This is a genomic window from Citrobacter rodentium NBRC 105723 = DSM 16636 (assembly GCF_021278985.1).
Taxonomy (GTDB): Bacteria; Pseudomonadota; Gammaproteobacteria; order Enterobacterales; family Enterobacteriaceae; genus Citrobacter_A; species Citrobacter_A rodentium.
In genome coordinates this window covers 295,025-306,630 of the sequence record NZ_CP082833.1, presented here as the reverse complement: position 1 = coordinate 306,630, position 11,606 = coordinate 295,025, and the positions used below count along the sequence as shown (strand labels likewise).

Genomic DNA, 11,606 nt, shown 5'->3' with positions numbered 1-11,606 from the left:
ATGCGCATGTCAGGCTGTCGCGGCGCGGTTCAGATATCTTTATTCCGGACAACTGAACATGGAGCGACAAATGAAAAAGATGATTCTCACCGCCGCGCTGGTAAGCGCGCTTGCGGCGCCGACAATGGTTATGGCGGCGGCCGGCAATATCCTCAGCGTGCATATTCTCGATCAACAAACCGGGAAACCGGCCGCTAACGTCGGGGTCGTGCTTGAGCAAAAGAGCGACAGCGGATGGCAGCAGCTAAACAGCGGTCGTACCGATAACGATGGCAGAATTAAAGCGCTATGGCCTGAGCAGGCGGCGAAGCCCGGCGACTACCGGGTAACGTTTAAAACCAAACCCTATTTCGATAGCAAAAAACAGGCGACCTTCTTCCCGGAAGTGCCCGTCGAATTTCATATCGGTAACACCCAGGAGCACTACCACGTTCCCTTACTGCTGAGCCAGTATGGTTATTCGACCTATCGGGGGAGCTAAACGTCGGTGAGAAACAGGCGTCCTCTCATGGGAGAGGACGCGAAGTGAGGATTAATCGTGCGCGCCGATGTCGCGCAGCTTACGTCCTTTCATCAGATTACGTTCAATGTGTTCCAGCGAGACGTGTTTGGTTTCCGGCACCAGCCACAGCGTCAGCAGGATAAACAGCACGTTCAGACCTGAGTAAACCCAGAAGGTGTTGGCGTTGCCCAGGTTGTTGAGCATGGTCAGGAACGTTGCGCCGACGATCATATTGGCGATCCAGTTCGTGGCGGTAGAGCAGGTGATCCCGAAGTCACGACCTTTCAACGGCTGGATTTCAGAGCACAGCACCCAAATCAGCGGACCGGCGCTCATCGCGAAGCCGATAATAAACATCAGCAGCATGGCAATCGCGAAGTACTGCGCGGACGGTGAGTGAATGCCGATGTGCATCATCGTACCCAGAATTCCCATCCCGGCGGCCATGACCAGGAAGCCCAGCGTCAGCGTCGGCTTACGGCCCCAGCGGTCAACTAGGCCGATGGCGATAAAGGTCGCCAGCACGTTAGTCAGACCGACGATTACCGTACCCCACATCTGCTCGGTGGTGTTGCTGTAACCCGCCAGCTCAAAGATTTTCGGCGCGTAATACATGATGACGTTCATCCCGGTGAACTGCTGCATCACCTGCAACAGCACGCCAAGGAAAACCGCGCGGCGGAAGTTGCTGTTCTCTTTAAACAGCGCCCAGCCGCTCTGTTTTACCTGCAGGCTTTCGCGAATTTCGTCCAGTTCACGCTTCGCTTCGGCGCTGGTGTCGCGCAGGCGCAGCAGTACGCGCTCGGCGTCATGGAAGCGGCGTTTCGCGGCAAACCAGCGCGGGCTGTCCGGCAGGAAGAAGACGCCGATCAGTAGCAGAATCGCCGGAATGATGATCACGCCCAGCATCCAGCGCCATGCGCCGCTGTAGCTGAAGGCGGTATCAGAAAGATAAGCGCCGAGGATACCGATGGTGATCATCAGCTGATACATGGAAATCATGCTGCCGCGGATTTTCTCCGGCGCGATTTCAGAGAGATACAGCGGCGCGGTATACGAGGCGACGCCGACTGCCAGACCCAGCAGCACGCGGGAGAGGATCAGCACTTCAACGTTAGGCGCCGCGGCGGAGAACAGCGAACCGGCAACGAACAGGATGGCGCCGATCATCAGGCTTTTCTTACGCCCGAGCTTAAAGGAGAGCCAGCCGCTGCCAACGGCACCGACCGCTGCGCCGAACATCATCGAGCTGACCACCCACTCCTGAGTGTGCGCGGAAATCTGGAACTCATCGGTAATAAACGGTAAAGCGCCGGCAATAACGCCGATATCCAGGCCAAAAAGTAATCCTGCCAGGGCTGCAAGGAAGCAGACAAAAAATGTCATGGCCTTATTTGAACGCCCCTGTTTTTTATTGTCAGGCATTATGCCCTCCGGTTGGGTTATCAATTTTGATGATGGTAAGGGTAGGTCAGTGTTCCGTAAAAATATGTGATTATTGTCACGTTGGTGTAATCGGTTACACTAACATTCATACCATTAATGTTTTAACGAACTGAAAATAAAAACTTTTATCAACATTAGTACGGGATCGTTTGCCTGGATTTAAGACAAAGCTGAAAAATTATGTAACAACTCTTCAGGCGGCATGGTAGCGGGAAAAAGATGCTTGGCAGAACTGCGCAAAAGCGAATGTAATCGCTTTCATTGAAGTTTCATGGTTCGATCAAAGTGTAGTCAAAGAAGAAAGGTGAGGGGGAAAAAAGCCGGACAGCGCTATGCGTGCCCGGCTCTGGAATGGCTACCAACAGGCCGGATAAGAGGTTATCCGGCATGTCGTTATGGCGATTACTTCAGACCCGCAGCGTCGCGCAGGATCTGCGCTTTGTCGGTTTTCTCCCACGGGAAGTGTTCGCGGCCAAAGTGACCGTATGCCGCAGTTTCTTTGTAGATCGGGTGCAGCAGATCCAGCATCTGGATCAGACCGTACGGACGCAGGTCGAAGAACTCGCGCACCAGCAGAGTCAACTGCTCGGAAGAGACTTTTTCCGTGCCAAAGGTTTCCACCATGATGGAGGTCGGTTCTGCCACGCCGATAGCGTAAGAAACCTGGATTTCACAGCGATCCGCCAGACCTGCCGCCACGATGTTTTTCGCCACGTAGCGCGCCGCGTAGGCTGCGGAACGGTCCACTTTAGACGGATCTTTACCGGAGAAAGCGCCGCCGCCGTGACGCGCCATACCGCCGTAGGTATCGACGATGATCTTACGCCCCGTCAGGCCGCAGTCGCCCATCGGGCCGCCGATAACAAAACGTCCGGTCGGGTTGATGAAGAATTTGGTGGCGGAGGTCAGCCATTCAGTCGGCAGAATCGGCTTGATGATCTCTTCCATCACCGCTTCCTGCAGCGTTTTCTGATCGATATCTTCCGCATGCTGGGTGGAGAGTACCACTGCGTCGATACCGACAATTTTGCCGTCATCGTACTGGAAAGTGACCTGGCTTTTCGCGTCCGGACGCAGCCACGGCAGGGTGCCGTTCTTGCGTACTTCAGCCTGACGCTGCACCAGACGGTGGGCGTAGGTGACCGGCGCCGGCATCAGTACGTCGGTTTCATTGGTGGCATAGCCAAACATCAGGCCCTGGTCGCCCGCGCCCTGTTCCAGCGGATCGGCGCGGTCAACGCCCTGATTGATATCCGGAGACTGTTTCCCAATGGCGCTCAGAACGGCGCAAGAGTTGGCGTCAAAGCCCATGTCGGAATGCACATAGCCAATTTCGCGCACGGTATTACGCGTAATCTCTTCAATGTCGACCCATGCGCTGGTGGTGATTTCACCGCCCACTAACACCATGCCGGTTTTGACGTAGGTTTCACACGCGACGCGGGCTTTCGGATCCTGTTCCAGGATGGCGTCAAGCACGGCGTCAGAGATTTGGTCTGCGATTTTGTCAGGATGCCCTTCTGATACGGACTCGGACGTAAAAAGGTGTTTTGCCATGTTTTATTTCACCTAAGGAGAATTTGGTTAGCTCAAACTGTTGCGTGGTATAGCCGGGGCAGTGGATTCCACCAGGGCTTGCAGGTTAGTGACACTGGCAGTCTGAGTGTTAATCAGTATGGATGGATTAACATCTGGATGGCTATTTTAGGTCACTTCTTCACCCGATTTCCAGCTTTTTTTGAAACAGCTCGCATTGAGTTGCAAACGCAGGGAAAAATTTTTACCGATAACGATGGCAATCTGCGCATTTATGTTTTGCTTTTTCACCACGTTGTCGGTATAAAACGCGGCGCGCGGCTTATTATCCGTCCTGCTTCAGGTTGCATTTTTGCAGTCGCTTTTCTGCAGCCTGGAAGGAATCCGGATAGACAAAAAGCACACGGCGTTTTCTTCGTGTCGCCACTTCCAGCCGGGTTAAAACTACTGCTTTGGCTTAGGGTTTGTCCTGCGGGGCGGCCGTGGAGGTGATACGAGATAATGAACCGTTGTTTTTTGCCGAATCTGTCGTACCGTTCTGGTGCGTATATGTCCCCCGCACTCTGCATCTCTGTTTTGCACACCTGCCGATGTTATACCCATCTCGGCGCTTCTCAGGACTCCAGGGCCGGTTAACCGCTTTGTGAATTCTGAACAAGGGCACTCCTGAGCCTCAGGAGGTTTCTCGTGGTTTCGCCGAACCTTTGATCCTTAAGTTCGGTTACGTGTTTTACAATGATATGAATAAGAAACCGGTCGCACGGCCTTGTTTTCAGCATGACATGCTGAAAAATAGCGCCGTTAATGGGTTGTTATCGCGGTATGACGCTGCGATAGTAGTCAACTGTTTTACACTGTATACAAAGAGTTGAGGTTCGCTATGTCTGACGATATGTCTATGGGTTTGCCTTCGTCAGCGGGCGAACAGGGTGTACTACGCTCCATGCAGGAGGTTGCAATGAGCTCCCAGGAAGCCAGCAAGATGCTGCGTACTTACAATATTGCCTGGTGGGGCAATAACTACTATGACGTCAATGAGCTGGGCCACATCAGCGTCTGCCCGGATCCTGACGTACCGGAAGCGCGCGTCGATCTCGCCAAACTGGTGAAAGCTCGCGAAGCGCAGGGGCAGCGTCTGCCAGCACTGTTCTGCTTTCCGCAGATCCTGCAACATCGCCTGCGTTCCATTAACGCCGCGTTCAAACGCGCGCGTGAATCGTACGGCTATAAAGGCGACTATTTCCTCGTTTATCCGATCAAGGTCAACCAGCACCGCCGCGTGATTGAGTCGCTGATCCACTCCGGCGAACCGCTGGGGCTGGAAGCGGGTTCGAAAGCTGAACTGATGGCGGTCCTGGCGCATGCGGGCATGACCCGCAGCGTGATCGTCTGTAACGGCTATAAAGATCGCGAATACATCCGCCTGGCGCTGATTGGCGAGAAGATGGGCCACAAGGTCTATCTGGTTATTGAAAAGATGTCCGAAGTGGCGATCGTGCTGGAAGAGGCTGAACGTCTGAACGTGGTGCCGCGCCTCGGCGTGCGTGCGCGTCTGGCGTCGCAGGGCTCCGGTAAATGGCAGTCTTCCGGCGGCGAGAAGTCGAAATTCGGCCTCGCGGCGGCGCAGGTGCTGCAACTGGTGGAGATCCTGCGCGAGCATGGCCGCCTCGACAGCATTCAACTGCTGCATTTCCATCTTGGCTCGCAGATGGCCAATATTCGCGATATCGCCACCGGCGTGCGCGAGTCGGCGCGTTTCTACGTTGAATTGCATAAGCTGGGCGTCAACATTCAGTGTTTCGACGTCGGCGGCGGCCTGGGCGTTGACTACGAAGGCACCCGCTCCAAGTCGGACTGTTCGGTGAACTATGGGCTGAACGAATACGCCAACAATATCATCTGGGCGATCGGCGACGCCTGTGAGGAAAACGGCCTGCCGCATCCGACGGTAATTACCGAGTCGGGCCGCGCGGTCACCGCCCATCACACGGTGCTGGTTTCCAATATCATCGGCGTTGAGCGCAACGAGTACACCGTTCCTGTCGCCCCGGCAGAAGACGCGCCGCGGGCGCTGCAAAGCATGTGGGAAACCTGGCAGGAGATGCACGAACCCGGCACCCGCCGTTCGCTGCGTGAATGGCTGCACGACAGCCAGATGGATCTGCACGATATCCACGTAGGCTACTCCTCCGGGACCTTTAGTCTCCAGGAGCGGGCATGGGCGGAGCAGCTGTATCTGAATATGTGTCATGAAGTGCAGAAACAGCTCGACCCGAGCAACCGCGCGCACCGGCCAATCATCGACGAGTTGCAGGAGCGGATGGCGGATAAAATGTACGTCAACTTCTCGCTGTTCCAGTCGATGCCGGATGCGTGGGGGATCGATCAGCTCTTCCCGGTGCTGCCGCTGGAGGGGCTGAATCAGGTGCCTGAACGTCGCGCGGTGCTACTGGACATTACCTGCGATTCCGACGGCGCTATCGATCACTATATCGACGGTGACGGCATCGCCACCACCATGCCGATGCCGGAGTACGATCCGGAGAATCCGCCGATACTCGGCTTCTTTATGGTGGGCGCCTATCAGGAGATCCTCGGCAATATGCACAACCTGTTCGGCGACACCGAAGCGGTGGACGTGTTCGTCTTCCCGGACGGCAGCGTCGAAGTGGAGCTGTCGGATGAAGGGGATACCGTGGCGGATATGTTGCAGTACGTGCAGCTTGATCCGAAAACGCTGCTGACCCATTTCCGCGATCAGGTGAAGCAGACCGGGCTGGACGATACCTTGCAGCAGCAGTTCCTCGAAGAGTTCGAGGCTGGCCTGTACGGATATACCTATCTGGAAGACGAGTAATGCTCTCGCCCGGGTGACTTGAACCTGGGCAAAATAGCAGCGATAATTTAACACAATCTGTTTTTTTACCCATCTAACCCTTCCTCGTCGGGCCTAACGACGCGGGAGGGTTTTTTTATATCGACGAACAATGAGGTTTTTGCCATGAGCACCTTAGGTCATCAGTATGATAACTCCCTGGTTTCCAACGCCTTTGGTTTTCTGCGTTTGCCGCTGAACTTCCAGCCTTACGACAGCGATGCCGACTGGGTGATCACCGGCGTACCGTTTGATATGGCGACGTCAGGACGTGCGGGTGGCCGTCATGGTCCGGCGGCGATCCGTCAGGTATCCACCAACCTCGCCTGGGAGCACAACCGTTTCCCGTGGAACTTCGACATGCGCGAGCGTCTGAACGTGGTGGACTGCGGCGATCTGGTTTACGCGTTCGGCGATGCGCGTGAAATGAGTGAAAAACTGCAGGCGCACGCGGAGAAACTGCTGGCGGCTGGCAAGCGTATGCTCTCTTTTGGCGGCGACCATTTTGTCACCCTGCCGCTGCTGCGCGCCCACGCAAAGCACTTCGGTAAAATGGCGCTGGTGCACTTTGATGCCCATACCGACACCTACGCCAACGGCTGCGAGTTTGACCACGGCACCATGTTCTATACCGCGCCGAATGAAGGTCTGATCGATCCAAATCACTCGGTGCAGATCGGTATTCGTACCGAGTTCGACAAAGACAACGGCTTTACCGTGCTGGATGCCTGTCAGGTGAACGATCGCAGCGTGGAAGATATCCTCGCCCAGGTGAAACAGATTGTCGGCGATATGCCGGTTTACCTGACTTTTGACATCGACTGTCTGGATCCGGCGTTTGCGCCTGGGACCGGTACGCCGGTTATCGGCGGTTTGACCTCCGATCGTGCGATTAAGCTGGTGCGTGGGTTGAAGGATCTGAACATCGTCGGGATGGACGTGGTGGAAGTAGCGCCGGCTTATGACCAGTCCGAAATCACCGCGCTGGCCGCAGCGACCCTGGCGTTAGAGATGCTCTATATCCAGGCGGCGAAGAAAGGCGAGTAATGACACATTGCCCGGTGGCGCTGTGCTTACCGGGCCTACGATATGTGTTGACCGTAGGCCGGATAAGGCGTAGCCGCCATCCGGCAGATATTGTCCGGTGGCGCTGCGTTTACCGGGCCTGCAAGATCGTTACTTGATGCCGTCTGCTTTCATGCGGTCGCGAATATGCTGCGCACGTTCGGCGGATGCCGGGTGGTCGTCAAACATGGAGCTTTGACGACCCTCTTCCAGCTTCGCCAGCTTCTCGAAGCTGGTCGCCAGCCCCGCCGGGCTGATGCCGCGTTTACGCAACAGATCGTAAGAGTAGTCGTCAGCCTCGGACTCCTGGCGCTGGGAGAACTGCGAGTTGACCAGTTTTTCGCCCAGATCGCCGAGCTGCGACTGCGACAGGCTGCCGACAATACCGCCGGCAGACGCCGCTGCCGCGCGTACGGCGTTAGTGCCCAGCGCGACCTGCATCCCTTTCTTCACGTGGCCGAGCGCCACGTGCCCCATTTCATGGCCGATGACCGCTTCGACTTCGTTATCGGTCATCATATCCATCAGGCCGCTGTAAACGCGGATACAGCCGTTCGCCATCGCAAAAGCGTTGACGTCTTTCGCCATGTAAACCTTGTAGTTCACCGCCTGCCCGTTGATGTTATCGCCTAACGCCGCGGCGATGGTGTTCAGGCGCTTTGCGTACTCGCTGCCCGCGGGCGCGATGGTGGCTTTGCCATCCATTTCGGCGCATGCCTGGTCGCTTAACGCTTTCACCTGCGCGTCGCTCAGGCTGTAGGCCTGAAAGGCTTCGGCGCCTGATGAAAGCAGTCCGTTGGAGTCCATATTCTGGCAGCCGGTCAACACCGACGCCATGCCCATAGCAAGCAGTAAAGCGCGAATCTTCATGTTTTTTCTTCCACACGAAATGAGGAGTATTTTGTTGTGCGCCCTATGCTGATGAAGCGGCGCCGGAGCCTAAGTATAAAGAAAAGAACAAGGTCCGGGCGAGCAGATTGCGCAACATGCGAGCCTGATCCGGAGATTTCTGAAGCGGCAAAAGGATGCTCCATGTACATGACAGGCGGCTTGGGTTACATTGTTGGCACTTTTTTCCGGCGTAGCCCAAAACGCGCTGTCGTCAAGTCGTTACGGGCATGGCCTTCATCATCCGATCTGGAGTCAAAATGTCCTCACGTAAAGAGCTTGCCAATGCTATTCGTGCGCTGAGCATGGACGCAGTACAGAAAGCCAAATCCGGTCATCCGGGCGCCCCGATGGGTATGGCTGACATTGCCGAAGTCCTGTGGCGTGATTTCCTGAAACATAACCCGAATAACCCCGCCTGGGCCGACCGTGACCGCTTTGTGCTGTCCAACGGCCACGGCTCAATGCTGATTTACAGCCTGCTGCACCTCACCGGCTATGACCTGCCAGTTGAAGAGCTGAAAAACTTCCGCCAGCTGCACTCGAAAACGCCGGGCCACCCGGAAGTGGGCTACACCGCAGGTGTGGAAACCACCACCGGCCCGCTGGGTCAGGGCATTGCCAACGCCGTAGGTATGGCGGTTGCGGAGAAAACGCTGGCGGCGCAGTTCAACCGTCCGGGCCACGACATCGTTGACCACTTCACTTACGCCTTCCTGGGCGACGGCTGCATGATGGAAGGCATCTCCCACGAGGCGTGCTCCCTGGCCGGAACCCTGAAGCTGGGCAAACTGATTGCGTTCTACGATGACAACGGTATCTCCATCGACGGTCATGTTGAAGGCTGGTTCACCGACGACACCGCGAAGCGCTTCGAAGCCTACGGCTGGCACGTGGTGCGCGGCGTTGACGGTCACGATGCTGACGCGATTAAACGCGCGGTGGAAGAAGCACGTGCGGTCACCGACAAACCGTCCCTGCTGATGTGCAAAACCATCATCGGCTTCGGTTCGCCGAACAAGGCGGGCACCCACGATTCTCACGGCGCGCCGCTGGGCGATGCGGAAATCGCGCTGACCCGCGAAGCGCTCGGCTGGAAGCACCCGGCGTTTGAAATTCCGTCGGAAATCTATGCGCAGTGGGATGCGAAGGAAGCGGGCCAGGCGAAGGAGTCCGCGTGGAATGAGAAGTTCGCCGCTTACGCGAAGGCCTTCCCGCAGGAAGCCGCCGAGTTCACCCGCCGGATGAAGGGCGAGATGCCGTCTGACTTCGACGCGAAAGCGAATGAATTTATCGCGAAGCTGCAGGCGAACCCGGCGAAAATCGCCAGCCGTAAGGCCTCTCAGAATGCGATTGAAGCGTTCGGCCCGCTGCTGCCGGAGTTCCTCGGCGGCTCCGCAGACCTGGCGCCGTCAAACCTGACCCTGTGGTCCGGTTCGAAAGCGATTAACGAGGAGAGCGCCGGTAACTATATCCACTACGGCGTGCGTGAATTCGGGATGACCGCGATTGCCAACGGTATTGCGCTGCACGGCGGCTTCCTGCCGTACACCTCCACCTTCCTGATGTTCGTGGAATATGCGCGTAACGCGGTGCGCATGGCGGCGCTGATGAAACAGCGTCAGGTGATGGTCTACACCCACGACTCCATCGGTCTGGGCGAGGACGGCCCGACGCACCAGCCGGTGGAGCAGGTGGCCTCGCTGCGCGTGACGCCGAACATGAGCACATGGCGTCCGTGCGACCAGGTGGAATCCGCGGTGGCGTGGAAGTACGGCGTGGAGCGTCAGGACGGCCCGACGGCGCTGATCCTGTCGCGTCAGAACCTGGCGCAGCAGGAGCGTACGCCGGAGCAGCTGGCGAACATCGCGCGCGGCGGCTACGTGCTGAAAGATTGCGCCGGTCAGCCGGAACTGATCTTCATTGCCACCGGTTCTGAAGTTGAGCTGGCCGTTGCTGCCTGGGATCAGCTGGCAGGCGAAGGCGTGAAAGCGCGGGTGGTTTCCATGCCGTCCACCGACGCGTTCGACAGACAGGATGCCGCTTACCGTGAATCCGTGCTGCCAAAAGCGGTGAGCGCGCGTGTGGCAGTGGAAGCGGGTATCGCCGACTACTGGTACAAGTACGTGGGCCTGAACGGGGCGATAGTCGGCATGACCACCTTTGGTGAGTCGGCGCCGGCGGAGCAGCTGTTCGAAGCGTTCGGCTTCACCGTTGACAACGTGGTCGCGAAAGCGAAAGCGCTGCTGTAATCGTTAATACGGCAGAAAACGGGTCGCTCAGGCGGCCCGTTTTACGTTCCTTCACGGTGGTTTTTTTCAGCAAACGGCCATCGTTATCGCTATGTATTTCCCTCTCTGATCTCTCTTTCATCCTATTGCGCCTGAAGAATAAATTCCTCTTTAACGCGTTGCACAATGTCACAATAGCCGTTGGCATCCCAGGCCGAACGACCAATAAACAGCCCGTTGATGTCGTCCTGGCGGAGAAGCTCTACGGCATTTTGCCGATTGACGCTACCGCCATAGAGCAGCGGAATACGCAGCCCGGTTTCTCTGCCGAAGGTTTCGCATAACGCCTGGCGCAGCGCCCGGTGGATCTCTGCGGCCTGTTCCGGCGTCGCCGGAGTGCCGTGTTCGCCGATGGCCCATACCGGTTCGTAGGCGACCAGGGTCTGTAAAACCTGCTGTTCGCTTAATCCATACAGGGCGATTTTCATTTGCCGCACGACGGTTTCTCGCGATACCTGCCAGCGTTTTTCATCGGCGCTGTCGCCTATGCAGATCAGCGGCCGCAGACCGTGGCGCAGGGCGCTGTGCACCTTTTGGTTGATAGCGGCGTCGGTTTCATTGAACGCGCCGCGGCGTTCGGAGTGACCGAGTTCAACCAGCGTTGCCCCGGTTTCAGCCAGCATCGCGGCGGAGATTTCACCGGTCCAGGCGCCGTTTTCCATTTCATGCATATTCTGCGCTCCGGTCAGACAGGCGATCTGATGTTGCTTCAGATACTGGCTGACCGGATGAATGGCGGTAAAAGGGGGAATAACGAACGGCTGGATCGACGGATGCAAAACCCCCGGCAGCCGCTGCGCCAGCGTTTCACACCAGGCCAAGGCTTCTGACAACGGCTTGTTCATCTTCCAGCTGGTTCCTAACCAGATTTGTTCCATTTTTATTCTCCATAATATGCAAATCAATAACTTGTAATGAAAAGGGCAGCGTTTTTAACGAGGTTGAACTTTTTATCAGTGTCTGAATATATGTTAGATCACATTTTTTCATAAAATAAAACTGT

Annotated in this window: 11 protein-coding genes; 7 read left to right on the top strand and 4 right to left on the bottom strand. The window is 56.6% G+C overall.

Annotated elements, in window-relative coordinates; all coding sequences use genetic code 11:
- Positions 1–70: 70 nt before the first annotated feature.
- A complete protein-coding gene (gene hiuH, locus K7R23_RS01320; protein ID WP_024133120.1) occupies positions 71–481 on the top strand; it encodes a hydroxyisourate hydrolase in 411 nt (136 codons plus the stop codon).
- Between the two features lie 51 nt (positions 482–532).
- Here the strand turns inward: hiuH and galP are convergent, their stop codons facing one another.
- Both galP and metK read right to left on the bottom strand, forming a co-directional pair.
- Positions 533–1,927, bottom strand: a complete 1,395-nt coding sequence (galP, locus tag K7R23_RS01315) for a galactose/proton symporter (RefSeq protein ID WP_012908861.1) — start codon at positions 1,925–1,927, stop codon at positions 533–535.
- A gap of 423 nt (positions 1,928–2,350) precedes the next feature.
- Positions 2,351–3,505, bottom strand: a complete 1,155-nt coding sequence (gene metK, locus K7R23_RS01310) for a methionine adenosyltransferase (protein ID WP_012908862.1) — start codon at positions 3,503–3,505, stop codon at positions 2,351–2,353.
- A 138-nt stretch (positions 3,506–3,643) separates the two neighbouring features.
- On the opposite strand from metK, the gene K7R23_RS01305 reads away from it, so the two are divergent.
- The 5 genes from K7R23_RS01305 (at position 3,644) to speB (ending at position 7,406) form a co-directional block, all read left to right on the top strand.
- Entirely contained in the window at positions 3,644–3,976 is a 333-nt protein-coding gene (locus tag K7R23_RS01305) for a hypothetical protein (RefSeq protein ID WP_024133121.1), read from the top strand.
- Between the two features lie 9 nt (positions 3,977–3,985).
- Complete coding sequence (locus K7R23_RS25780; protein WP_269147809.1) at positions 3,986–4,120, top strand: hypothetical protein; 135 nt, start codon at positions 3,986–3,988, stop codon at positions 4,118–4,120.
- A 104-nt stretch (positions 4,121–4,224) separates the two neighbouring features.
- On the top strand, positions 4,225–4,356 hold the full coding sequence (yqgB, locus tag K7R23_RS25820; protein ID WP_042623137.1) for an acid stress response protein YqgB: 132 nt from the start codon (positions 4,225–4,227) through the stop codon (positions 4,354–4,356).
- Between the two features lie 8 nt (positions 4,357–4,364).
- Positions 4,365–6,341, top strand: a complete 1,977-nt coding sequence (gene speA / locus K7R23_RS01295) for a biosynthetic arginine decarboxylase (RefSeq protein ID WP_012908863.1) — start codon at positions 4,365–4,367, stop codon at positions 6,339–6,341.
- Positions 6,342–6,485: 144 nt separating this feature from the next.
- Positions 6,486–7,406 (top strand): agmatinase, encoded by a 921-nt coding sequence (speB, locus tag K7R23_RS01290; protein ID WP_012908864.1) that lies wholly within the window; start codon positions 6,486–6,488, stop codon positions 7,404–7,406.
- A gap of 129 nt (positions 7,407–7,535) precedes the next feature.
- Here speB and loiP read toward each other — a convergent pair whose 3' ends face one another.
- Complete coding sequence (gene loiP, locus K7R23_RS01285) at positions 7,536–8,294, bottom strand: metalloprotease LoiP (RefSeq protein ID WP_012908865.1); 759 nt, start codon at positions 8,292–8,294, stop codon at positions 7,536–7,538.
- Between the two features lie 278 nt (positions 8,295–8,572).
- On the opposite strand from loiP, the gene tkt reads away from it, so the two are divergent.
- Positions 8,573–10,564 carry a transketolase gene (tkt, locus tag K7R23_RS01280; protein WP_012908866.1) on the top strand — a complete coding sequence of 664 codons (1,992 nt, stop codon included), beginning with the start codon at positions 8,573–8,575 and terminating at the stop codon, positions 10,562–10,564.
- A gap of 122 nt (positions 10,565–10,686) precedes the next feature.
- Here the strand turns inward: tkt and K7R23_RS01275 are convergent, their stop codons facing one another.
- On the bottom strand, positions 10,687–11,481 hold the full coding sequence (locus K7R23_RS01275) for a triose-phosphate isomerase (RefSeq protein ID WP_012908867.1): 795 nt from the start codon (positions 11,479–11,481) through the stop codon (positions 10,687–10,689).
- Positions 11,482–11,606 lie beyond the last annotated feature (125 nt).

Excerpts from the sequence above, each read along its gene's own strand:
- hiuH (WP_024133120.1), top strand. The coding sequence starts at position 71 with ATGAAAAAGATGATTCTCACCGCCGCGCTGGTAAGCGCGCTTGCGGCG.
- metK (WP_012908862.1), bottom strand. The coding sequence starts at position 3,505 with ATGGCAAAACACCTTTTTACGTCCGAGTCCGTATCAGAAGGGCATCCT.
- K7R23_RS01275 (WP_012908867.1), bottom strand. The coding sequence starts at position 11,481 with ATGGAACAAATCTGGTTAGGAACCAGCTGGAAGATGAACAAGCCGTTG.
- speA (WP_012908863.1), top strand. The coding sequence starts at position 4,365 with ATGTCTGACGATATGTCTATGGGTTTGCCTTCGTCAGCGGGCGAACAG.
- K7R23_RS25780 (WP_269147809.1), top strand. The coding sequence starts at position 3,986 with ATGAACCGTTGTTTTTTGCCGAATCTGTCGTACCGTTCTGGTGCGTAT.
- K7R23_RS01305 (WP_024133121.1), top strand. The coding sequence starts at position 3,644 with ATGGCTATTTTAGGTCACTTCTTCACCCGATTTCCAGCTTTTTTTGAA.
- tkt (WP_012908866.1), top strand. The coding sequence starts at position 8,573 with ATGTCCTCACGTAAAGAGCTTGCCAATGCTATTCGTGCGCTGAGCATG.
- speB (WP_012908864.1), top strand. The coding sequence starts at position 6,486 with ATGAGCACCTTAGGTCATCAGTATGATAACTCCCTGGTTTCCAACGCC.
- loiP (WP_012908865.1), bottom strand. The coding sequence starts at position 8,294 with ATGAAGATTCGCGCTTTACTGCTTGCTATGGGCATGGCGTCGGTGTTG.
- galP (WP_012908861.1), bottom strand. The coding sequence starts at position 1,927 with ATGCCTGACAATAAAAAACAGGGGCGTTCAAATAAGGCCATGACATTT.
- yqgB (WP_042623137.1), top strand. The coding sequence starts at position 4,225 with ATGAATAAGAAACCGGTCGCACGGCCTTGTTTTCAGCATGACATGCTG.